Consider the following 23,312-nt stretch of genomic DNA (forward strand, 5'->3'; position numbering starts at 1 on the left):
TTGCCCCCGATAGCGGTGTGTCAGCCATGGATGTATCAACTGACACTCCCTCATCGGGGGCAAGCCCCCTCCCACATTTGGATCAGTGTCAGATCAACTGGCGGCGAAGTTCAGCCAATACAGGCGCCGAATCCGGGCGCACGCCGCGCCACAGGTAGAAGGCTTCCGCCGCCTGTTCCACCAGCATGCCCAGGCCATCCATCGCCACCGCTGCACCGTGCTCCGTCGCCCAACGGCAGAACGCGGTCGGTTCCTTGGCGTACATCATGTCGTAGCAAAAGGTCTTGCCCGGCTCGATCAGGCTACCCGCAATCGGCGGTACATCGCCTGACAGGCTGGCGGACGTGGCGTTGATGATCACGTCCACCGGCTCACGCAGCCAGTCGAAACCGCTGGCAGATACCGGGCCCAGGTCGTCGAACAGCTCGGCGAGCAATTCGGCCTTTTCCACGGTGCGGTTGGCGATGATCAGCGAGCCCGGCTGCTCGGCCAGCAACGGTTCCAGCGCGCCACGCACCGCACCACCCGCGCCCAGCAGCAGGATGCGTTTGCCTTGCAGGCTCAGCCCGGCGTTGATGGTGAGATCGCGCACCAGGCCGGCGCCATCGGTGTTGTCGCCCAACAGGCTGCCGTCTGCCAGCTTGCTCAAGGTATTCACCGCACCGGCACGTTGGGCGCGCTCGGTCAGGGTGTCGGCCAGTCGGTAGGCGTCTTCCTTGAACGGCACGGTGACATTGGCGCCACGGCCCTGCAGAAAGAACTCACGGGCACAGCCGGTGAAATCATCCAAGGGCGCCAGCAGTGTGCTGTAGTCCAGTTGCTCGCCGGTCTGCTCGGCGAACATGCGGTGGATCAGCGGCGACTTGCTGTGGCCGATGGGGTTGCCGAAGACGACATAACGGTCCATCAGACAGCCGCCTTGGGTGCGTCAAGGCCAAGCCAGTCACGGTCTTGCAGGAAGTAGTCGGTGAGGCGTGCTTCTTCGCTGCCGGCCTCGGCCTTCCAGTCGTAGCTCCAGCGCACTTGCGGCGGCAGCGACATCAGGATCGACTCGGTACGCCCGCCCGATTGCAACCCGAACAAGGTGCCACGGTCGTAGACCAGGTTGAATTCAACGTAGCGGCCTCGGCGGAATTCCTGGAATTCGCGCTGTTGCTCGGTGTAGGCGATGGCCTTGCGGCGCTGCACGATCGGCAGGTAGGCGTCGAGGTAGGCATCGCCGATGGCACGGATGAAGGCGAAGCAGGTGTCGAAGCCCCACTCGTTCAGGTCATCGAAAAACAGGCCGCCGATACCGCGCGGTTCGTTGCGGTGCTTGATGTGGAAGTAAGTGTCGCACCAGGCTTTGTAGCGCGAATACACGTCAGGACCGAACGGCGCACAGGCCTGCTCGGCCACCCGGTGCCAGTGGATGCAGTCTTCTTCGTTGCCGTAGTAAGGCGTGAGGTCGAAGCCACCGCCGAACCACCACACCGGTTCTTCGCCTTCTTTTTCTGCGATGAAAAACCGCACGTTGGCGTGGGACGTCGGCACATGAGGATTGTGCGGGTGGATCACCAGCGACACGCCCAGGGCCTCGAAACCGCGACCGGCCAGCTCGGGCCGATGCGCACTGGCAGAAGGAGGGAGGCCGCTGCCAAACACATGGGAAAAGTTAACGCCGCCTTTTTCGATCACCGTACCGTTCTCGATCACACGGGTGCGACCGCCGCCGCCGGCAGGCCGGGTCCAGGCGTCTTCGATAAAGCGAGTGTCCGTCTCGAAGGTTTCCAGGGCGCTGCAAATGCGGTCTTGCAGGTCAAGCAGGTAGGCCTTTACAGCCTCGGTGCGGGTAGTCATGGCATCACCTTGAATCGGGCAAAGCTACGCGAGGCCATTGGGCGTCGGCGGCAAATGGGCGCACAGGATAACACCGCACCCATGTGCGTCGCAGTTGACGAAGATCAAGCTTAGGAGTCCGATAGGGGGCTACGCGATTCGAACCCAGGAGAAGTGCAGATGGCCAAACGTATCCAGTTCAGCGCCCATGGCGGCCCCGAAGTGCTTGAGTATGTGGACTACACGCCGGCCGAGCCTGGCCCGCAGCAGGTTCGCGTGCGTAACGAGGCGATCGGCCTGAACTTCATCGACACCTATTTCCGCAGCGGCCTGTACGCGCCGCCGGCCTTGCCATCGGGGCTGGGCGCAGAAGGCGCCGGCGTGGTCGATGCCGTCGGCAGTGAAGTCACCCAATTCAAAGTCGGCGATCGCGTGGCCTACGGCAGTGGCCCGCTGGGCGCCTACAGCCAACTGCATGTGTTGCCCGCCGCCAACCTGGTGCACCTGCCGGACGATATCAGCTTCGAACAGGCCGCCGGTGCCATGCTCAAGGGCCTGACCGTGCAGTATCTGCTGCGACAGACCTATGAACTCAAAGGCGGTGAAACCATCTTGTTCCACGCCGCAGCCGGTGGTGTGGGCTCCCTGGCGTGCCAGTGGGCCAAGGCTTTGGGCGTGAAGCTGATCGGTACCGTGAGCTCGCCGGAAAAGGCCGCCCTGGCCAAATCCCTCGGCGCCTGGGAAACCATCGACTACAGCAAGGAAAACGTCGCCCAGCGCGTGCTGGAGTTGACCGACGGCAAAAAGGTGCCGGTGGTGTATGACGGCGTCGGCAAGGACACCTGGCTGACCTCGCTGGACAGCGTGGCCCCGCGTGGGCTGGTGGTGAGTTTCGGCAATGCGTCGGGCGCAGTGGATGGGGTGAACCTGGGAATCCTGTCGGCCAAGGGCTCGCTGTACGTCACCCGGCCGACCTTGGCTACCTATGCCAACAACCCGCAGAACCTGCAGGCGATGGCCGATGATCTGTTCTCGATGATCAAGAGCGGCAAGGTGCGCATTGATATCAACCAGCGGTACTCGTTGGCGGAGGCGGCCAAGGCGCAGGCCGAGTTGTCGGCGCGACGCACGACGGGGTCGACCATTCTGTTGCCGTAAGGCAACGGATATCTGGAGTCTGTAAGGGCCTCATCGCGGGCAAGCCCGGCTCCCACATTTGACCGTGTTGTCATGAAAGACGCGGATCAGGTGTGGGAGCCGGGCTTGCCCGCGATGACCGCACCTCGGTCTCAGGAAGGCCGCACAACCTCACCGGTCACCAGGTCACGAATCAGGCTGGGGTTCTTGCGCCCACCCAGGGCGCCACCCAACACCAGGTCCACCTGGCCACGGAAGTATTGCTCCACGCGAATCCGCGTACGCGCCGCCGGGCGACCCTGAGGGTTGGCCGAGGTGGAAATCAACGGCCCTACCAGTGAGCACAAATCCCGCACCAGCGGATGGTCAGTCACCCGCAGCGCCACCGTGTCATGCACACCTGTCACCCATTCCGGCAGCAAGTCCTGATGGGGCACCAGCCAGGTATTCGGCCCGGGCCAGGTGGCGGCCATGCGGTCGATCCATTCCTGCGGGAAGTCTTCGAAGAGAAAGTCGAACTGGCGGATGCTGTCCGCCACCAGGATCAGGCCCTTGTCCACCGAGCGATTCTTGATGGCGAGCAAACGGTCCACTGCTTCTTCGTTCCACGGGTCGCAGCCCAGGCCCCAAACCGCTTCGGTTGGGTAGGCAATCACTGCGCCTGCGCGAATTTCTCGTGCGGTTTCCAGCACACGCCACCGGTTGACCATTGTTCACTCTCCAGACTAAAGCTCTGCGCAGTTTACCGATCTTCGTTACAAAACCTAGCAGCGCGCAAGCCAGCGCCCGCTTTCGCAGATGACCTGGCCTTCAAGCTCCAGCTCCGTAAGCGTCGCCAACACCTGGGACAACGGCCGCCCGCTGGCAATCGCCAGCGCTTCACTGGTGTGCGGCGCCGCGTGCAGCAGCGCTACCAGCGGATGGGTCACCGGCATCGGCTCCGGACGGGACAGCGCCTGCCAGCCGCGCAAGCCTTCAAGAATGTGCTCGATGGTCTCCACCAATACCGCACCGTCGCGAATCAACTGATGGCAACCCTTGGCGCCGGGATGATGGATGGAGCCCGGAATCGCGTACACCTCACGGCCCTGCTCGGCCGCCAGCTTGGCCGTAATCAGCGAACCACTGGCCATGCTCGCCTCCACCACCAATACGCCAAGGGACAGCCCGCTGATGATGCGGTTACGCCTGGGAAAGTTGCCGGCCTGAGGCGGGGCGTCCAGCGGAAACTCGGAAACCACGGCGCTGCCCTGGTCAATCATCGCCGCCGCCAGCCGTCGGTGGCGCTGTGGATAAAAATTTTCGAGCCCGGTGCCGAGGACGCCGATTGTCTGGCCGCCCACGTCCAATGCGGCTTGATGGGCGGCGCCGTCAATACCCAAGGCCAGGCCGCTGGTGATGACAAAACCCGCGCTCGCCAGGCTGCGGGAAAATGCAGCGGCGGTGTCCATGCCAGGACGGGATGCGCGGCGGCTTCCCACCATCGCCAGTTGCGGTTTTTCCAGGATCAGAGGGTCACCCGCGACGAACAACAGCGGCGGCGCGTCGTCAATCTGGGCGAGCAGTGCGGGGTACTCCGGTTGGTCCCACATCAGCAAATGCTGGGTAGGGCACCCCAGCCAGGCCAATGCCGCGCTGGCGCCCTCGCGGATTTCATGGCTGCGCCGGGCATCGGCGCTGATGGCCGGCAACCCTAGCGAACGCCAGGCACTGGCGGGAGCACTGATGGCCTTTGACGCAGAGCCGAACGCTTCGATCAATAAGCGAAAACGCTTGGGGCCCAGTTCCGGCAGCCTGTGCAAGCGTAGTCGGGCTTCCAGTTCTGACGGGGATATTTCATGACTGTTTATCGGATTCATTTGATCATCCTTGACCGGAACAAGCTGTGGATAACTCTGTTGGTAACTTATTTAGCAACCTATTCATTGTGTTTGATGCGCAGTCTCGAAACGGTCCATCACCGCCAGCGGTCGCGAGGCATTGAGGATCAGGCCGTAGCTGAGCTTTTCGTAGGTGCGAAATACCAGCAGGGTGCCGGCACGTTCATCGGGGAGTCGGGTCGGCGTGCCGGTGAGGCTGTCGCGCACGGTGGCGCCAGCCTTGATCACGCTGAGCAGTTGGCCTTCGACCAGGCCGTCACGGCGGCCTTTGTTCAGGGTGACAGCATCGAGCACGCCGATCTGGGTGACACCCTTGGGGATATCGATGATGTGCCCTTCGATGAAGGGTGCCGTTGAAATGACCTCAAGGGTGGCCGGATCGACAGGAGATTGCGCACGTAGCAGGCGGTCACCCGGGCGCACCTCCTGGGTCACTCGCTGCACGGCCAGGGTGGTGAGGTCGCCAGCCGTGACGAAACGGGCAGTGCCGATATCGTCGGCGTTGATGCCCAGTAGTTCTTGGGTCTGCGGGTCGGTGTAGACCTTGCCGCGTCGGAATATTCCGTAATGGGGTTGGGAAGGATCCAGGTTGCCCCTGGCATGCACCCGCTCACCGTTGCCCCCCAGCACTCGACCCGCATCAGCGGCAACAATGTACGGCGCGCTGTCCAGGTCCTGTGGCGAATCAAGAATGCGGTTGTGCAGTAAAAAGCGCTGGATGGCCTGTTGTGTCGATTGATCCAGGCGCTGGACGGGCTGGGGCAGCAGGGCCATGGCAAACGGGGCCCACAGCAGCAAGACGAGTAGCGATTTCCTCATGGGGTGAATCTCCTTTATTATGTGCGTTCGCGTGAAATGCCAGGGCCTTCGCGGCTTCGGGGCGTTTCACACCGGCTGTCTGGGTCCATCCCAACGCCGATTTGCCTTTACCTCACATGTGCAGCAATTACGCTTATGGCTATTTTGAACATCCTCGAATTTCCCGACTCGCGTTTGCGCACGATCGCCAAGCCGGTGGCCGTAGTGGACGACAAGGTTCGTCAGTTGGTCGATGACATGTTTGAAACAATGTATGAAGCCCCGGGCATCGGCCTCGCCGCGACCCAGGTCAACGTACACCTGCGTGTCGTGGTCATGGACCTGTCGGAAGATCGCAGCGAACCGATGGTGTACATCAACCCCGAGTTCGAACCGCTGACCGACGAGATGGGCGAGTATCAGGAAGGCTGCCTGTCGGTGCCCGAGTTCTACGAGAACGTCGAGCGCCCGCTGCGCGTGAAGATCAAGGCTCTGGACCGCGACGGCAAGCCGTTCGAGCGGATTGCCGAAGGCCTGCTGGCGGTGTGCATCCAGCACGAATGCGACCACCTCAACGGCAAGCTGTTTGTCGATTACCTGTCCACGCTCAAGCGCGACCGGATCAAGAAGAAGCTGGAAAAAAAGCATCGCCAGCAAGCTTGATGCCCTTCTTCCAAAGGCTTGCTGCGGCAAGCCTTTTTCTTTTGTGACTGCTTTTAACCGAGACCTCCCATGACCGAGCCACTGCGCATTGTTTTTGCCGGCACTCCAGAATTCGCCGCCGAACACCTCAAGGCCCTGCTTGCCAGCCCTTATGACATCGTCGCGGTGTACACCCAGCCGGATCGCCCGGCCGGTCGCGGGCAAAAACTGATGCCAAGCCCGGTCAAGCAGCTGGCGCTGGAGCACAATATTCCCGTGCTGCAGCCGCCGACCCTGCGTAATACCGAAGCCCAAGCCGAGCTGGCAGCACTGAAGCCTGACCTGTTGGTGGTCGTAGCCTACGGCTTGATCCTGCCGCAAGTGGTGCTGGATATCCCGCGCCTGGGCTGCATCAACAGCCATGCCTCGCTGCTGCCACGCTGGCGCGGTGCGGCGCCGATCCAACGTGCCGTGGAAGCCGGCGACAGCGAAAGCGGCGTAACCGTGATGCGCATGGAGGCGGGCTTGGACACCGGCCCGATGCTGCTCAAGGTCACCACCCCGATCACCGGCGAAGACACCGGCGGCAGCCTGCACGACCGCCTCGCCGAACTGGGCCCGCCCGCCGTGATCCAGGCCATCGCCGGCCTGGCCGCCGGCACCCTGGAGGGCGAAGTCCAGGACGACAGCCTGGCCACCTACGCCCACAAACTGAACAAAGACGAAGCGCGTATCGACTGGAGCCGCCCGGCCGTGGAGCTGGAACGCCTGGTACGCGCCTTCAACCCCTGGCCGGTCTGCCACAGCACCCTCAATGGCGAAGCCGTAAAAGTGTTGGCCGCCAAACTCGCCGAGGGCAAAGGCGCTCCAGGTGAAATCATCGGCGCCAGCAAGGACGGCCTGCTGGTCGCATGCGGCGAGCAGGCGCTGTGCCTGACCCGTCTGCAATTGCCGGGTGGCAAGGCGCTTAATTTCAGTGATTTGTTCAACAGCCGTCGTGAGAAATTTGCTGTAGGCACCATCCTCGGGACAGCCCAATGAACCCACGTCTGGCTGCCGCCAAGGCTCTCGCCGCCGTCCTCAACGGCAAGGCGTCGCTGAACAGTTCATTGCCGACCCAGTTGGACAAGGTCGAAGACCGCGATCGCGGTTTCACCCAGGACCTGGCCTTCGGCACCGCGCGCTGGCAGCCACGCCTGTCGGCACTGGCGGCCAAGTTGCTGCAGAAGCCGTTCAAGGCCGCCGATGCCGATGTGGAAGCGCTGCTGCTGGTGGGCCTCTATCAGTTGCTCTACACCCGTGTGCCGGCCCACGCAGCCATCGGCGAGACGGTCGGTTGCGCCGACAAACTGAAAAAGCCCTGGGCCAAGGCCCTGCTCAACGCCGTGCTGCGCCGCGCCCAGCGCGAAAGCGAAGCACTGCTGGCCGAGCTGGAACATGACCCGGTGGTGCGTACCGCTCACCCGCGCTGGCTGCAAAAATCCCTGAAGGCGTTCTGGCCCGAACAGTGGGAAGCCATCTGCGCGGCTAACAATGCGCATCCGCCGATGATCCTGCGGGTCAACCGCCGTCACCACAGCCGTGACGCCTACCTGCAATTGCTCACTACCGCCGGCATCAATGCCACGCCCTGCGTGTACAGCGTCGACGGCATCGTGCTCGAAACGGCCACCGATGTGCGCAACCTGCCGGGCTTTGCCGAAGGCTGGATCAGCGTGCAGGACGAGGCCGCACAACTGGCTGCCGACCTGCTCGACCTGGCACCGGGCCAACGCGTCCTCGACGCCTGCTGCGCGCCAGGCGGTAAGACGTGTCACATTCTGGAGGTCGAAAAGGACTTGGCCGGTGTCGTCGCCGTCGACCTGGAAGCCAAGCGCCTGGTGCGCGTGCGTGAAAACCTGGCGCGCCTGGGCCTCAGCGCCGAGCTGATTGCCGCCGACGGCCGTGACACCGCGACGTGGTGGGACGGCAAACCCTTCCAGCGCATCCTGCTCGATGCACCCTGTTCCGCCACCGGCGTAATCCGTCGCCACCCGGACATCAAGCTCACCCGCCAACCCGATGACATCGCCGCCCTGGCCGTGCTGCAGGGCGAGTTGCTCGACGCGATGTGGCCGACCCTGGAAGTCGGCGGCATCCTGCTCTACGCCACCTGCTCCACCTTGCCGACGGAAAACACCGAGGTGATCGAAGCCTTCCTCGCCCGCACCAGCGGTGCACGGGAGCTGGACCTCGCCACCGCCGCTGGCATCAAGCAGCCCCACGGTCGCCAGTTGCTCGCGCAAGAAGGCGGACACGATGGCTTCTACTACGCCAAACTGATCAAGATCGCCGCCGCGCGCGGCTGAACGGGTTAAAGGGAGTGACCGGATGAAAATCATCATCCTTGGGGCAGGGCAGGTTGGTGGCACCTTGGCCGAACATTTGGCCAGCGAAGCCAACGACATCACCGTGGTCGACACCGACAGCGAGCGCCTGCGCAACCTCGGCGACCGCCTCGACATCCGCACCGTCCAAGGCCGCGCCTCGTTCCCGACCGTGCTGCGCCAGGCCGGTGCGGATGACGCCGACATGCTGGTGGCCGTGACCAACAGTGACGAAACCAACATGGTCGCCTGCCAGGTGGCCCACACCCTGTTCCACACGCCGACCAAGATCGCCCGCGTACGCGAAGCGGCTTACCTGACTCGCGCCGGGCTGTTCGACAACGATGCGATTCCGGTAGACGTACTGATCAGTCCGGAGCAGGTGGTAACCCACTACATCAAGCGCCTGATCGAAATCCCGGGTGCTCTGCAAGTGATCGACTTTGCCGGCGGCAAGGCGCAACTGGTCGCGGTAAAGGCCTACTACGGCGGCCCGCTGGTGGGCCAGCAACTGCGCCAGTTGCGCGAGCATATGCCGAATGTGGAAACCCGCGTCGCGGCGATTTTCCGGCGTGACCGTCCGATCCTGCCCCAGGGCGATACGGTGATCGAGGCCGACGACGAAGTGTTTTTCATCGCCGCCAAGGCGAATATTCGCGCGGTGATGAGCGAAATGCGCCGTCTCGATGAGACCTACAAGCGCATCGTCATCGCCGGCGGTGGGCAGATCGGTGAGCGTCTGGCCGAAGCCATCGAAAGCCGCTACCAGGTGAAGATCATCGAGATGAGCCCGGCACGTTGCCGGCATTTGTCCGACACCCTGGACAGCACCGTCGTACTGCAAGGCAGCGCCTCGGACCGCGACCTGCTGATGGAAGAAAACATCGCCGACGCCGACATCTTCCTGGCACTGACCAACGATGACGAAGCCAACATCATGTCGTCGTTGCTGGCCAAGCGGCTGGGGGCAAAGAAGGTGATGACCATCATCAACAACCCAGCCTACGTGGACCTGATCCAGGGCGGTGATATCGACATCGCCATCAGCCCGCAGCTGGCTACCATCGGCACCTTGCTCGCCCACGTACGCCGGGGCGATATCGTCAGCGTGCATTCCCTGCGCCGTGGTGCGGCGGAAGCCATCGAGGCGATTGCCCATGGCGACTCCAAGTCGAGCAAGGTGATCGGCAAGGCCATCCGCGATATCGGCTTGCCGCCGGGTACCACCATTGGCGCGATCATCCGTGACGAAGAGGTGATCATTGCCCACGACGATACGGTGATCCAAACCGGGGACCATGTGATTCTGTTCCTGGTGGACAAGAAACATATCCGCGATGTGGAGAAGCTGTTCCACGTGGGGTTGAGCTTTTTCTGATCGAATGGAGTGAACGGCATGCTCGAATCCCTGGAGAAAATGCTCGCCAAGGGTGTGGATAACGCCCTGCTGCGGTTTGGCTTGGGCAAGGGTTATCTGGATCTGAAGGACAACGCCAAGGCGGCGGAGCATTTGAGCAAGTGCGTCGAGTTCGACCCGAAGTATTCGGCGGCGTGGAAGTTGTTGGGCAAGGCGCTGTTGGGGTTGGAAGATCGTGCAGCGGCGCGGCTGGCGTGGGAGAAGGGGATAGAAGCGGCGCTTGCTCACGGCGACAAGCAGGCAGAGAAAGAGATGACCGTGTTCCTGAAAAAACTCGATCGCCAAGCCTGAGCAGGACTTAAATGTGGGAGGGGGCAAGCCCCCTCCCACATTGGTTTTGCGTTGATCTTGAATCAGTACCAGCGCTCTTCACCCGGCGGGCGTTTCTTGAAGCGCTTCATGCTCCACATGTACTGGCTCGGGTAGGCACCGACGTAACGTTCCACCACCTTGCTCATCGCCGCGCAGGACGTGGCGGTATCGGTGCTGTACATGTCTTCCGGCGCCGCTTCCAGAATCACCTTGTAGCCCGAGCCATCCGGCAGCCGCAGTGCATGCAGGAACACGCCCACCGCCTTGTGGCCAGCAAGCATGTTCGGCACGAACTTGCTGGTGAGCGCCTGGGTGGCGAAGAACGGCACGAAGATCCCGGCGGATTCGGCCGGCTCCGGGTCGGCGGGAATCCCCACCTGGCCGCCCTTGCGCACTTCCTTGATCACGCTGAGGATGCCTTCCTTGGTCGACGCGGCCACGCGGTTACCCAGTTGCACGCGCTGCTTGCGCAGCAGTTCATCCACCGCCTTGAGCTTGGGCGGGCGGTAGAAAATGATCGGCTTGCACTGGCTGCAATAGAAGTGGTTGAGCACTTCCCAGTTGCCCAGATGGCTGGTGATGCCGACCACGCCTTTGCCCGAGGCCAGGGCTTCGTGCAGCACTTCCAGGCCTTCGACTTCACGTACCAGGTCGATGGAGCGCTGGGCCGGCCAGATCCAGGCGCAGGCGCTTTCGGTGAGGGACTTGCCGATGTCCATCAGGCTCTGGCCGACCAGGCGCTCACGGGCAGCCGGGTCCATGTCCGGGAAGCACTTGGAGAGGTTGATCCGCACCGTGTCACGGGAGCGGTTGGGGGTTTTCCACATGATCCAGCCGATGGCCGTGCCAACCGCCTGGACAGCGCGCCAGGGCAGCAGGGCAAACAACCGCAGAGCGCCTACCAGCAAGGCGCCTTTAAACTTTTCCACAGGTCACTCCTGATCGTGTGTGGTGCGCAAAGCGCGCATTCTAACCGGCGTTGGCCAAGTCCGCGTAACGGTCGCAGTCCTGAGTGTGGTCCATGACCATGCCCGAGGCCTGCATGAAGGCGTAGCAAATGGTCGGCCCGACGAAGGTGAAACCGGCTTTTTTCAGGGCCTTGCTCATGGCTTCGGCTTCGGGCGTGATCGCCGGGACTTCGCTGCGGTCCTTGAAGTGATTGACCTTGGGTTTGCCGCCGACGAAGGACCAGAGCAAACCCACCGGTTCCTCCAGCGCCAGCCAGGCAGCGGCGTTGCGCCGAGTGGCGTTGAGCTTCAGGCGGTTGCGCACGATGCCCGGATCGAGCATCAGCGCGTCTATCTCGGCGTCGCTCAGTTGGGCCAAGCGCTGCGCATCAAACCCGAATAAGACCTTCCGATAATGCTCGCGTTTGCGTAAAACGGTGATCCAGGACAGGCCCGCCTGGAACCCTTCGAGCAAAAGCAACTCGAACAAACCCTGCGCATCGCGCAGCGGCGTTCCCCACTCCTGATCGTGATAAGCCATGTACAGCGGATCTTCAGAACACCAAAAGCAGCGTGGCATAAGGCTCCAGGGAGTGGTGGCGGGGCCGAATCGGGTATACTCCCGCTCTTTAAATCGCAGCCCAAGTAACAGGTGAATTTCGTGAGCCAGCCTACGCCAGCCGTGCGTACCTTCCAAGACTTGATCCTCGCCCTCCAGCAATACTGGGCCGAGCAAGGTTGTGTGGTACTTCAGCCCTACGATATGGAAGTAGGCGCCGGCACTTTCCACACCGCTACATTCCTGCGGGCCATCGGCCCGGAAACCTGGAACGCCGCTTATGTGCAGCCCAGTCGTCGCCCGACTGACGGCCGCTACGGCGAAAACCCGAACCGTCTGCAGCACTACTACCAGTTCCAGGTGGTATTGAAGCCGAACCCGGACAACTTCCAGGAACTCTACCTGGGCTCGCTCAAGCATGTGGGCCTGGACCCATTGGTCCACGACATCCGTTTCGTCGAAGACAACTGGGAATCGCCGACCCTGGGCGCCTGGGGCCTGGGCTGGGAAGTCTGGCTCAACGGCATGGAAGTGACGCAGTTCACTTACTTCCAGCAGGCCGGTGGTATCGAGTGCTACCCGGTGACCGGCGAGATCACCTACGGTCTCGAGCGCCTGGCCATGTACCTGCAGGGCGTGGACTCGGTCTACGACCTGGTGTGGGCTGACGGCCCGTTCGGCAAGGTCACCTACGGCGACGTGTTCCACCAGAACGAAGTGGAGCAGTCCACCTACAACTTCGAACACGCCAACGTCGACAAGCTGTTCGAACTGTTCGATTTCTACGAAAGCGAAGCCAAGCGCCTGATCGAGCTCGACCAGCCGCTGCCGTTGCCAAGCTATGAAATGGTGTTGAAGGCCTCCCATACCTTCAACCTGCTGGACGCGCGCCGTGCCATCTCGGTAACCGCGCGCCAGCAATACATCCTGCGTGTACGCACCCTGGCGCGTTCCGTCGCCCAAGCCTACCTGCTGGCTCGCGCCAAGCTGGGCTTCCCGATGGCCACCCCGGACCTGCGTGATGAAGTGTTGGCTAAGCTGGAGGCTGCACAATGAGTGTTCAAGATTTCCTGGTTGAACTGGGCACCGAAGAGCTGCCACCCAAGGCACTGAACACCCTGGCCGATGCGTTCCTGGCCGGTATCGAAAAGGGCCTGCAAACCGCCGGCCTGAAATTCGCCGCGAAAAAAGTCTATGCCGCGCCGCGCCGCCTGGCCGTGTTGCTGACCGCACTGGAAACCCAGCAGCCGGACCGCAGCATCAACCTCGACGGCCCACCGCGCCAGGCCGCTTTCGACGCCGAAGGCAACCCGACCCAGGCCGCCCTGGGTTTCGCCAAGAAGTGTGGCGTGGAACTGAGTGAGATCGACCAGAGCGGCCCGAAACTGCGGTTCAGCCAGGTCATCACGGGCAAGCCGACCGCCAGCCTGCTGCCAACCATCGTCGAAGATTCGTTGAACGACCTGCCGATCCCCAAGCGTATGCGCTGGGGTGCACGCAAGGAAGAGTTCGTACGCCCAACCCAATGGCTGGTGATGCTGCTCGGTGACCAGGTCATCGACTGCACCATCCTCGCCCAGAAGGCCGGCCGTGACTCCCGTGGCCACCGCTTCCATCATCCGCAAGCGGTACGTATCACTTCGCCGGCCAACTACCTCAACGATCTGCGCGCTGCCTATGTGCTGGCTGATGCCAACGAGCGTCGCGAGCTGATCAGCAAGCGCACCGAAGAACTGGCCCGCCTGCAGGAGGGCACCGCCATCGTGCCGCCAAGCCTGCTCGACGAAGTGACCGCGCTGGTTGAATGGCCAGTGCCGCTGGTGTGCTCGTTCGAGGAGCGTTTCCTCGACGTGCCGCAGGAAGCCCTGATCACCACCATGCAGGACAACCAGAAGTACTTCTGCCTGCTGGACGTGGACGGCAAATTGCTGCCGCGCTTTATCACCGTGGCCAACATCGAGAGCAAGGACCCGCAGCAGATCATCGCCGGTAACGAGAAAGTCGTGCGCCCGCGCCTGACCGACGCCGAGTTCTTCTTCAAGCAAGACAAGAAACAGAAGCTGGAAGACTTCAACCTGCGCCTGCAGAACGTGGTGTTCCAGGAAAAACTCGGCAGCGTCTACGACAAAGCTGTGCGGGTTTCCAAGCTGGCCGCCTACATTGCGCCGCGCATTGGTGGTGACTCCGCCTGGGCTGCCCGCGCTGGCCTGCTGTCCAAGTGCGACCTGGCCACCGAGATGGTCGGCGAGTTCCCGGAGATGCAAGGCGTAGCCGGTTACTACTACGCCCTCAACGACGGCGAGCCGGACGACGTGGCACTGGCCCTGAACGAGCAGTACATGCCGCGCGGTGCCGGCGCTGAATTGCCAAGCACCCTGACCGGTGCAGCCGTGGCCATCGCCGACAAGCTGGACACCCTGGTGGGTATCTTCGGTATCGGCATGTTGCCAACCGGCAGCAAAGACCCGTATGCCCTGCGCCGTGCGGCCCTGGGCGTGCTGCGTATCCTGATCGACAAAAAGCTGGACCTCGACCTGACCCAGGCCGTGGTGTTCGCGGTCGGCCAGTTCGGTGCCAAGGTCAAACAGGCCGGCCTGGCCGAGCAAGTGCTGGAGTTTGTGTTCGACCGCCTGCGTGCGCGTTACGAAGACGAAGGCGTGGACGTGTCGGTGTACTTGTCGGTACGTGCCCTGCAGCCGGGTTCGGCGCTGGACTTCGACCAGCGCGTACAAGCCGTGCAGGCGTTCCGCAAACTGCCGGAAGCCGACGCCCTGGCCGCCGTGAACAAGCGTGTGTCGAACCTGCTGAGCAAGGCCGAAGGCCTGGGCAACGCTGACGTCGACCCTGGCCTGTTTGCCGATGCCAAGGAGTTCTCGCTGAACTCGGCCATCGCCAAGGCGGAAAACGCGGTGAAGCCGCTGATCGCTGAGCGCAACTACGCCGAAGCATTGGCGCGCCTGGCCACCTTGCGTGAGCCGGTGGATGCGTTCTTCGAAGCGGTGATGATCAATGCCGACGATGCCGGCGTGCGGAAAAACCGCTACGCCATGCTGGCGCGCCTGCGTGGCTTGTTCGTCAACATCGCTGACATTTCGACGCTGAGCTGACCATGTTGAAACTGCTGATTCTCGATCGGGACGGGGTGATCAACTACGACTCCGACGCTTACATCAAGTCGGTGGCGGAATGGATTCCACTGCCCGGCTCCATCGAGGCCATCGCGCAGTTGAGCAAAGCCGGCTGGACGGTGGCGATCGCCACCAACCAGTCCGGAATTGCTCGCGGGTACTACGACATCGCCACCCTGGACGCCATGCACGCACGCCTGCGTGCACTGGTGGCCGAGCAGGGCGGTGAGGTGGGGCTGGTGGTGTACTGCCCCCACGGGCCGGATGAGGGCTGCGATTGCCGCAAACCCAAGCCTGGCATGTTGAAAACCATTGCAGAACATTACAAGGTGCCCTTGGCTGGGCTATGGTTCGTCGGGGACAGCCTCGGTGACCTGGAGGCGGCCAAAGCCGTCGACTCTCAGCCAGTTTTGGTCAAGACCGGGAAAGGCGAAAAGACCCAGGCGAAAAACCTGCCGGTAGGCACCTTGATTTTTGACGATCTGGCGGCCGTTGCCGCAGAACTTATCAACAACTAGCCGCCCTCGACTTCCTGACCAAGGACTGTTCGGGAGTGCGCTTTTAACAGGCGGGCGTTGTCCCGCAACGGTAAATGCCGCCATGTCGATTTTGCAGGCCATCAGAACCTTTTTCTTTTACCTGCTGTTGGGCACCAGTTCGTTTCTCTGGTGCACCCTGAGCTTTTTTATTGCGCCCTTCTTGCCGTTCAAGGCGCGCTACCGCTTCATCAACGTTTACTGGTGCCGCTGCGCGTTGTGGCTGACCAAGGTGTTCCTGAACATCCGCTTCGAGATCAGGGGCGCGGAAAATGTCCCGGACCAGCCGTGCGTGATTCTGTCGAACCATCAGAGCACTTGGGAGACGTTCTTTCTCTCGGCGTACTTCTCGCCGTTGAGCCAGGTGCTCAAGCGTGAGTTGCTGTATGTGCCGTTCTTCGGCTGGGCCATGGCCATGTTGCGTCCGATCGCCATCGACCGCGACAACCCCAAGGCAGCGCTCAAGCACGTGGCCAAGAAGGGCGATGAACTGCTCAAGGATAACGTGTGGGTACTGATCTTCCCGGAAGGGACTCGCGTGCCCTACGGCACCGTAGGCAAGTTCTCACGCGGGGGTACGGCTTTGGCAGTCAATGCCAACTTGCCCGTGCTGCCGATTGCCCATAACGCCGGCAAGTTCTGGCCAAAGACCGGATGGGCCAAGCGCGAAGGCATCATCACCGTGGTGATTGGCGAACCGATGTACGCAGAAGGTGAAGGCCCACGTGCCATTGCAGCGCTGAATGACCGCGCTCAGGCGTGGAATGAAGCGCAGCAACGGGCAATGGGTTCGCTGCCGCCAGAGCCTGTTGTGGTCGACACTCCGGTGACCTGAGCATCTGTGGATAACCTGTGTACGGTTTGTTGGCGAATTGTGCTTTTTTAATCATAACATCTTGATTTTATTGCATATTTCCCAAGCTCATAAAATCGCTGAAAAGGTGCATAAGTTTTTCCGCATAAAAAAACCGGTCCTTGCGACCGGTTTTTCATGCACAGCAGAAAAGTACGTTTTTTCAGTCTTCCAGCAGCGGTAGTTGCAGGCTGAACGTGGTGCCTTTGCCTACCACGCTTTCGCAACGGATATGTCCACCGTGGCGCTCGATTACCGCCTTGACCATGGTCAACCCCAACCCTAATCCTTCACTACCCTGAGCGGACTCAAAGCGCCGGTATTGGCTGAATAGCTCCGGCAAATCCTCTGCCGCAATCCCCGGCCCCTGATCGCTGATACGGCATTCCAACCAGCCCTGCGCACTGCTGTGCCGCAACCTGACGGTGGTACCGGAAGAGGAGTATTTGATCGCGTTCTCCAGCACATTGAACAACGCACGAGTGAGCAGCGACTGGTCAGCGGAGACCATGCCCTCGTCGGCCTCATCCAGATCATGAACCAGGTGGATCCCCTTGAGCTGGGCGATCAGCGCCACTTGATCAAAGGCGTCCATCACCAACATCGCAAATAGCGTCGGCTGGAACTGGTAACCGTCAGCTTCGGCCTTCGCCAGTTGCACGAAGGATTCGGTAAGGCCCAGGGCGCGGCGAACCTGTTGTTCTATCTGGGCGAAGACTGGGGACTCGCCGTTATGCACATCCAGCAGCGCGAGGATCGCCGAGTGCGGTGCACGCAAGTCATGAGAGAGGAAACGCAACATGGTTTCGCGGTGCTGTTGCGCATCACGCTCCTTGCTCAAATCCGTCAGGCTCAACAGCCAGCCCAGTGCAACATCACCTTCGGCCGGCAGTAAGGGTGCCAATTCCATGCGCAGGCTGCGTTGATGGATATCGCGGAACTCGACCAGCTCCAGCGCCGAGAGGGCGGGGCGCACACCATTGTGCAGCGGCGGGTAGCCCAGGTCGGCCAATTGTTCCAGCAGGTTTTCGGTGACCAGGTCATTGCCGAACACCTCGCGGGCAATGCGGTTGGCCAGCAGGATGTTACCCGTGGGGTCGGTAATCAGCGTCGCTACCGGCAGGCACTCCAGGCCATCGGCCATGAAGCGCCGCGTATCCCGCGTGCGGCTTACGGCCTGCTCCAGGGCAAAGATACGCGCTTGCAGCACGTCGCCTTTGCTGGCGGGCGCACGGCGGCGTTCGGGCAGGACTTTGGGTTCGTTATCCAGGCGCGCCAATTCCCAGCCGAAGTAGGCGAGGATCACGCTCAGGCGACGCCAGTTCCAGATCAGGTAGCTGAGCAGCAAACCAATCAGACACGCGGCGGGCGACCACCAGTGGCCCAGGCGCAACAAGGCCCAGGCGCCGAGCAACGCAGCGATCATGCAGCCCAGGGTCATCCACAGTGCATAGCGCGGGCGATAGAGCAGCAGGCCCAGCAACAAAGCCACCAGGGAGGTCGCCATCAGCGCCGCGAGCCAGCCCGGCAGGTCGACAATGCTGCGACCTTGCAGCAAGCCGTTGAGCACGTTGGCCTGGATTTCCACGCCTGCCGTTGTACCGACCGTGGAGGAGAGGGGGGTGACGAACCGATCCCCCATACCGGAAGCCGTTGAACCCACCAGGATCAGGCGCCCTCGTAGCTGCTCGGGAGGAACCTCACCGCGCAATACGCTGACGTAGGACACGCTGGGGAAATGGGTATGGGGTGCGATAAACGGGATGCGGATGGCGTGTTCACGGTGCCAGTGTTGTGCGGTCGCCTGCTGCGGCTCGCCCGGCATGTCCGATAGCTCGCCGCTCATCTCATAGGCCAGCCAGGCCAGTTGCGGTGCCGTCGTCTCGGGAGGGCCTTCACGTAGATACAGGCTGCGGACCACGCCGTCGCTGTCCGCTTCGACATTGATGTGGCCCACGCCCTTGGCGCACTTATGCAACGCCAGCATCTGACCACCGGGCTGGCTATAACTTGAAGTGCCCTCACGTACCAGAGGCAGCAAGACGTTGCCTGCATTGCATACCGCTTCGGCCAAGCGTATGTCATTGGCGGGATCGCCGGGCTCACTGAAGATCACATCGAAGAGGATACCCGCCGGTTGACCGGCGCTGAGGCGGTCGATCAGGTCGGCGTGCAAGCTGCGTGGCCAGGGCCACTGGCCAAGCTTTTTCAGGCTGGCGTCATCAATGGTCACCAGCAGGATGCGCGGGTCTACAGGAAGCGGGGTAAGGCGCCGAAGGCTGTCGTACAGCGGATTATTCAACGCCAGGCCTGGGCTCAACGACAGATAGACGGTAACAGGCAGCAACAGCAAACCGATCCACAACCACTCGCGCACCAGACCATGAAACAGGCGCTGGGCATGGGTGGGCTGGCGTTTCTCGGTCTTGCCCCAGAGCTTCATAGGTCAATGTGCCTGGGTGGTGGGTGGGTAGTAAAAGATGTCATAGACCCCGGTTTCTCCCTCCAGCCCGTTTTCATCGTAGGCCGAAAGGCGCACGTGGTAGAACGAGGCTTTGAGCCCAGTGAAGCTCATTTTCGGCGCACTGGAAAAGTTTTCCTGCTTGATGTCCATGAAGGCTTTGTCGGTAGCGACCTGTGCCCGGTATCGCTGGGCTCCGGGCAAAGGCCGCAGGTACAGGCTCCAGACCGGCGCATCACCTTTCTGGCCGTCCTGACCCACGAGCTTCGGTGCAGCAAGTAGCTCAACCGGTTTCAGGTCTCCCTGCTTCTTGAACAGCAGACCTTGCCGGGCATCGATTTTTACCTCCTGTTCCATCGGCTGGTTTTTTGCCTCGCGGCTGACGGCAACCTGCCCGTCCAACACTTCGAGCAGCGATTGCTCTGCGTCGTTACGTACCCGGAAATGCGTGCCGCGTACGCCCAACACCCCCACGGGAGTCACGATCTGAAAACGATCATGGTCGCTGGTACGCTTGATCACATACGCTTCCGCCTGACCCTGTTCGAGTACAACCTGGGGAATCGACAGCTTGCGCTCCAGATGCAATCGAACCTGTGAACTTGCGGGCAACACCACCCGGGATCCGTCACCGAGCAACAGGCTGACGAACGCGGACGCCGAGGTCTTCACGCCTTCCTGTTCATCAATGGTCATGCCTTCCAGCAAAAGGCTCGCCTGGCCCTTGGTATCAATTTTCCAGGCTTCCCCGGTGAGATGCTGAACCACCGCCGGCAGGGGCTGGGGGCGACACAGCATGTGATCATCAATGTAAGGCGTGCGCGTCTTGCCAACCGCCCCTGCAGAGCCTACAGCCATGATCAACAATGAGGGGAGGGCACGGCACAGGCGGTTCGAAGAAAGGATCATGGTGCTCATCAAGATTGGGTTCCAGAAGGTATCTGACACCAGCACGCAGGAGTGTACGGCAGCGCATGCGTCGGCTGATCCTTTTCCTTATGGGCGGGAGCCGGTATCTTTCCCACATCGGTATCAAGGACTTTCAATGGGTTAATCGCACATTGATGCCAGCGTACCGAGAGATCCAAGGGGTCGACGGATCTGAACACAATTCTTCAGATTCAGAGGCCGGCATCTGCGCAGTACGTGCCCATCACTAACCCGGCTGACGGCTGCCGTATTTTTCAAGAAGAAAGGACCCACCCATGCGTGTCGCAATACTGGATGACGAACCCGCGGAACTGCGACGGGTGGAACAGACACTGCGACAAATCCCCAGCACTGCCGAACAACCCTGGACCCTGCACTGCTTCGAACGCGGTGAAGACCTGCTACGCCAATTGCGCCGGGAAACCTTCGACCTGTTGATACTCGATTGGCAATTGCCGGATATCAGCGGTATTGCTCTGTTGCGCTGGACCCGTGAACACATGGAGTCGCCGCCTGCGGTCATCATGCTGACCAGCCGCGATGCAGAGAGCGATATCGTCACTGCGCTGAACAGTGGTGCCGATGATTATGTCAGCAAGCCCTTCCGTCCCAATGAACTGAAGGCGAGGGTGACGGCGGTTCTACGTCGCCACGGCCTGCAGAAATCAGCCAACCATGAAGTGCAGAGCTTCAACGACCTGACCTTTGATGATGCGGAGTTGACCGTGACCCGGGCGGGAAAACCGATCAACCTCACCGAACGCGAGTACCGTCTGGCCAGTTGCTTGTTTGCCAACCTGGCCCGACCGCTTTCCCGAGAGTATCTCTATGAGCGGTTTTGGACCCACGAAGAAATGGTGTCGTCGCGGCCGCTCGATACGCACATCTATCGACTGCGTAATAAGTTGGGACTGACCGCGGATAGGGGGTGGCAGCTGTTGACGATCTATGGGTACGGTTACCGATTGGAAAGTGTAGCGGTGCCCTCGCAACAGGGCTGAAAACCAGAATGTTCCACGTGGAGCATTCAGCAGACAGCCGATATTCACCCAATAAAAAAGGCCAACGCATAGCGTTGGCCTTTTGGGTTCAGCAGACTATCAGAATCAGAAGTCCAGGTTGGAGACCGCCAGGGCATTACTTTCAATGAAGTCACGACGAGGCTCGACCGCATCACCCATCAGGGTGTTGAAGATCTGGTCCGCGCCAATGGCGTCCTCGATGGTCACGCGCAGCATGCGACGCTGAGCAGGGTCCATGGTGGTTTCCCACAGCTGATCCGGGTTCATTTCACCCAGACCTTTGTAGCGCTGGATGGTATGGCGCTTGGTGCTTTCGGCCATCAGCCAGTCGAGGGCTTCCTTGAATTCCTTGACCTGCTTCTTGCGTTCGCCACGTTGAATATAAGCGCCGTCGTCCAACAGGGTGCTCAGTTGTGCGCCCAGCGTTACTACGGTCTTGTAGTCATTGCTGCCGAAGAAGTCGCGGTTGAATGTGACGTAGTTCGACAGGCCGTGGGAGATCAGTTCGACCTCCGGCAGCCATACGTTACGTTCACGGTCTTCACGCAGGCTGGCTTTGTACACCAGGCCGGACTTCTCGACAGTGCGCAGACGCACTTCGTACTGGGCCAGCCAATCCTGCATGTGCGCGTGGTCGCCCAGTTGCTCCAGGCTTACGGCTGGCAGGTAGATGAAGTGCTCGGTCAACTCCTGAGGGTAAAGGCGCGACAGACGCTTGAGGGTCTTCATCACCATGCGGAAGTCGTTAACCAGACGCTCCAACGCTTCACCGGAGATGCCCGGAGCCTCATCGTTCAAGTGCAGGCTGGCATCTTCCAGGGCCGACTGCGTCATGTACTCTTCCATGGCGTCGTCGTCTTTGATGTATTGCTCTTGCTTGCCTTTTTTGACTTTGTACAACGGCGGCTGGGCGATGTAGATGTAGCCACGCTCGATCAGCTCCGGCAACTGACGGAAGAAGAAGGTCAGCAGCAGGGTCCGGATGTGCGAACCGTCGACGTCAGCATCGGTCATGATGATGATGTTGTGGTAGCGCAGCTTGTCGATGTTGTACTCGTCGCGGCCGATACCGCAGCCCAAGGCTGTGATCAAGGTGCCAACTTCCTGGGAAGAAATCATCTTGTCGAAGCGCGCCTTCTCGACGTTGAGGATCTTACCCTTCAACGGCAGGATGGCCTGGGTGCGACGGTTACGACCCTGCTTGGCGGAACCGCCAGCAGAGTCACCTTCCACCAGGTACAGTTCGGAGAGGGCAGGGTCCTTCTCCTGGCAGTCAGCCAGTTTGCCTGGCAGGCCAGCGATATCCAGCGCACCTTTACGACGGGTCATCTCACGTGCCTTACGCGCCGCTTCACGGGCACGTGCAGCGTCGATCATCTTGCCAACGACCAGCTTGGCTTCGTTCGGGTTCTCCAGCAGGAAGTCGGAGAAATACTTGCCCATTTCCTGTTCAACGGCAGTCTTCACTTCGGAAGACACCAGCTTGTCTTTGGTCTGGGAGCTGAACTTGGGATCCGGCACTTTCACCGAAATAATCGCGGTCAGGCCTTCACGCGCATCATCACCGGTGGTGGCGACTTTGTGCTTCTTGGCCAGGCCTTCGGCCTCGATATAGGTATTCAGGTTACGCGTCAGTGCGGAACGGAAACCCACCAGGTGAGTACCGCCGTCGCGCTGAGGAATGTTGTTGGTGAAGCACAACAGGTTCTCGTTGAAACTGTCGTTCCACTGAAGGGCGATTTCCACGCCAATGCCGTCTTCACGCTGGATGTTGAAGTGGAACACCTGGTTGACCGCAGTCTTGTTGGTGTTCAGGTATTCAACGAACGCACGCAAGCCGCCTTCGTACTTGAACAGCTCTTCCTTGCCGCTGCGCTCGTCCTTGAGGACGATACCCACGCCGGAGTTAAGGAACGACAGTTCACGAATCCGTTTGGCCAGGATGTCCCAGCTGAAGTGGATATTCTTGAAGGTTTCAGCCGATGGCTTGAAGTGGATCTGCGTACCGGTGGTTTCACTGTCGCCGACGATTTTCATCGGTTCTTGTGGAACACCGTGGACGTAGGTCTGTTCCCAGATCTTGCCGCTACGGCGCACGGTCAGGATCAGCTCTTCGGACAGTGCGTTCACTACCGAAACGCCCACACCGTGCAAACCACCGGAGACCTTATAGGAGTTGTCGTCGAACTTACCGCCGGCGTGGAGCACGGTCATGATGACCTCCGCCGCCGAGACGCCTTCTTCTTTGTGCACGTCTACTGGAATACCGCGACCGTTGTCACGCACGGTAATAGACTCATCCGGGTGGATGATGATGCTGATGTCGTCGCAGTGACCGGCCAAAGCTTCGTCGATGGAGTTGTCGACCACCTCGAACACCATGTGGTGCAGACCGCTACCGTCATCAGTGTCGCCAATGTACATACCGGGACGTTTGCGTACGGCATCCAAACCTTTCAGCACTTTAATGCTGGTCGAGTCGTACGTGTTTTCTTCGCTCATGCCT

The 23,312-nt window shown here is 61.0% G+C and carries 21 protein-coding genes; 11 read left to right on the forward strand and 10 right to left on the reverse strand.

Translation table 11 applies throughout. The features are described from left to right. Positions 1-88: 88 nt before the first annotated feature. Together aroE and hemF are read right to left on the reverse strand one after the other, a co-directional pair. The gene (gene aroE, locus AC3WP7_RS15795; protein ID WP_092241484.1) at positions 89-907 is read right to left on the reverse strand and encodes a shikimate dehydrogenase; all 819 of its coding nucleotides are present in this window, start codon (positions 905-907) and stop codon (positions 89-91) included. Beyond that, on the reverse strand, positions 907-1,839 hold the full coding sequence (gene hemF / locus AC3WP7_RS15800) for an oxygen-dependent coproporphyrinogen oxidase (protein WP_092241486.1): 933 nt from the start codon (positions 1,837-1,839) through the stop codon (positions 907-909). Before hemF ends, aroE begins: the two co-directional genes overlap by 1 nt. Before the next feature lie 159 nt (positions 1,840-1,998). Between hemF and AC3WP7_RS15805 the strand changes: the two genes are divergently transcribed. Further along, a complete protein-coding gene (locus AC3WP7_RS15805; RefSeq protein WP_102592510.1) occupies positions 1,999-2,976 on the forward strand; it encodes a quinone oxidoreductase family protein in 978 nt (325 codons plus the stop codon). Between the two features lie 131 nt (positions 2,977-3,107). Here AC3WP7_RS15805 and tsaC read toward each other — a convergent pair whose 3' ends face one another. The 3 genes from tsaC to AC3WP7_RS15820 all read right to left on the reverse strand — a co-directional run bounded on the left by tsaC (position 3,108) and on the right by AC3WP7_RS15820 (position 5,654). Next, positions 3,108-3,665, reverse strand: a complete 558-nt coding sequence (gene tsaC, locus AC3WP7_RS15810; protein WP_071490904.1) for an L-threonylcarbamoyladenylate synthase type 1 TsaC — start codon at positions 3,663-3,665, stop codon at positions 3,108-3,110. 54 nt (positions 3,666-3,719) lie between these two features. Beyond that, a complete protein-coding gene (dprA, locus tag AC3WP7_RS15815) occupies positions 3,720-4,814 on the reverse strand; it encodes a DNA-processing protein DprA (protein ID WP_102592511.1) in 1,095 nt (364 codons plus the stop codon). Between the two features lie 63 nt (positions 4,815-4,877). Further along, positions 4,878-5,654, reverse strand: coding sequence for a peptidoglycan-binding protein (locus AC3WP7_RS15820; RefSeq protein ID WP_093514262.1), 777 nt, complete (start codon positions 5,652-5,654; stop codon positions 4,878-4,880). Between the two features lie 135 nt (positions 5,655-5,789). Between AC3WP7_RS15820 and def the strand changes: the two genes are divergently transcribed. The 5 genes from def (at position 5,790) to AC3WP7_RS15845 (ending at position 10,349) form a co-directional block, all read left to right on the forward strand. Next, entirely contained in the window at positions 5,790-6,296 is a 507-nt protein-coding gene (gene def / locus AC3WP7_RS15825) for a peptide deformylase (RefSeq protein ID WP_102592512.1), read from the forward strand. Between the two features lie 69 nt (positions 6,297-6,365). Further along, on the forward strand, positions 6,366-7,316 hold the full coding sequence (gene fmt, locus AC3WP7_RS15830; protein WP_092241492.1) for a methionyl-tRNA formyltransferase: 951 nt from the start codon (positions 6,366-6,368) through the stop codon (positions 7,314-7,316). After that, a complete protein-coding gene (rsmB, locus tag AC3WP7_RS15835) occupies positions 7,313-8,623 on the forward strand; it encodes a 16S rRNA (cytosine(967)-C(5))-methyltransferase RsmB (RefSeq protein WP_102592513.1) in 1,311 nt (436 codons plus the stop codon). Before fmt ends, rsmB begins: the two co-directional genes overlap by 4 nt. Positions 8,624-8,645: 22 nt before the next feature. Continuing rightward, entirely contained in the window at positions 8,646-10,019 is a 1,374-nt protein-coding gene (gene trkA, locus AC3WP7_RS15840) for a Trk system potassium transporter TrkA (RefSeq protein WP_071490899.1), read from the forward strand. Positions 10,020-10,037: 18 nt separating this feature from the next. Continuing rightward, positions 10,038-10,349, forward strand: coding sequence for a hypothetical protein (locus AC3WP7_RS15845; protein WP_071490898.1), 312 nt, complete (start codon positions 10,038-10,040; stop codon positions 10,347-10,349). 62 nt (positions 10,350-10,411) lie between these two features. On the opposite strand, the gene AC3WP7_RS15850 is transcribed toward AC3WP7_RS15845, so the two are convergent. Both AC3WP7_RS15850 and AC3WP7_RS15855 read right to left on the reverse strand, forming a co-directional pair. Beyond that, complete coding sequence (locus tag AC3WP7_RS15850; RefSeq protein ID WP_071490897.1) at positions 10,412-11,299, reverse strand: lysophospholipid acyltransferase; 888 nt, start codon at positions 11,297-11,299, stop codon at positions 10,412-10,414. 40 nt (positions 11,300-11,339) lie between these two features. Further along, entirely contained in the window at positions 11,340-11,897 is a 558-nt protein-coding gene (locus AC3WP7_RS15855) for a DNA-3-methyladenine glycosylase I (protein ID WP_093527093.1), read from the reverse strand. An 81-nt stretch (positions 11,898-11,978) separates the two neighbouring features. On the opposite strand from AC3WP7_RS15855, the gene glyQ reads away from it, so the two are divergent. The 4 genes from glyQ to AC3WP7_RS15875 all read left to right on the forward strand — a co-directional run bounded on the left by glyQ (position 11,979) and on the right by AC3WP7_RS15875 (position 16,375). Then, entirely contained in the window at positions 11,979-12,932 is a 954-nt protein-coding gene (glyQ, locus tag AC3WP7_RS15860; RefSeq protein WP_003187265.1) for a glycine--tRNA ligase subunit alpha, read from the forward strand. Then, complete coding sequence (gene glyS, locus AC3WP7_RS15865; RefSeq protein ID WP_071490895.1) at positions 12,929-14,983, forward strand: glycine--tRNA ligase subunit beta; 2,055 nt, start codon at positions 12,929-12,931, stop codon at positions 14,981-14,983. The genes glyQ and glyS overlap by 4 nt, the downstream gene beginning before the upstream one ends. A 2-nt stretch (positions 14,984-14,985) precedes the next feature. Continuing rightward, positions 14,986-15,522 (forward strand): D-glycero-beta-D-manno-heptose 1,7-bisphosphate 7-phosphatase, encoded by a 537-nt coding sequence (gene gmhB / locus AC3WP7_RS15870; RefSeq protein WP_170856039.1) that lies wholly within the window; start codon positions 14,986-14,988, stop codon positions 15,520-15,522. Positions 15,523-15,604: 82 nt separating this feature from the next. Then, on the forward strand, positions 15,605-16,375 hold the full coding sequence (locus tag AC3WP7_RS15875) for a lysophospholipid acyltransferase family protein (protein ID WP_092241494.1): 771 nt from the start codon (positions 15,605-15,607) through the stop codon (positions 16,373-16,375). A gap of 181 nt (positions 16,376-16,556) precedes the next feature. Here AC3WP7_RS15875 and AC3WP7_RS15880 read toward each other — a convergent pair whose 3' ends face one another. Continuing rightward, the gene (locus AC3WP7_RS15880) at positions 16,557-18,836 is read right to left on the reverse strand and encodes a CHASE2 domain-containing protein (protein WP_093120207.1); all 2,280 of its coding nucleotides are present in this window, start codon (positions 18,834-18,836) and stop codon (positions 16,557-16,559) included. 3 nt (positions 18,837-18,839) lie between these two features. Further along, positions 18,840-19,772: a FecR family protein gene (locus AC3WP7_RS15885; protein ID WP_102592514.1), complete on the reverse strand. Its 933-nt coding sequence runs from the start codon at positions 19,770-19,772 to the stop codon at positions 18,840-18,842. A gap of 287 nt (positions 19,773-20,059) precedes the next feature. On the opposite strand from AC3WP7_RS15885, the gene AC3WP7_RS15890 reads away from it, so the two are divergent. After that, positions 20,060-20,785, forward strand: coding sequence for a response regulator transcription factor (locus tag AC3WP7_RS15890; RefSeq protein WP_071490891.1), 726 nt, complete (start codon positions 20,060-20,062; stop codon positions 20,783-20,785). A 105-nt stretch (positions 20,786-20,890) separates the two neighbouring features. Here the strand turns inward: AC3WP7_RS15890 and gyrB are convergent, their stop codons facing one another. Beyond that, positions 20,891-23,308, reverse strand: coding sequence for a DNA topoisomerase (ATP-hydrolyzing) subunit B (gyrB, locus tag AC3WP7_RS15895; RefSeq protein ID WP_025854386.1), 2,418 nt, complete (start codon positions 23,306-23,308; stop codon positions 20,891-20,893). Between the last annotated feature and the right edge of the window lie 4 nt (positions 23,309-23,312).

It is taken from the genome of Pseudomonas sp. FW305-3-2-15-C-LB1, from assembly GCF_058787615.1.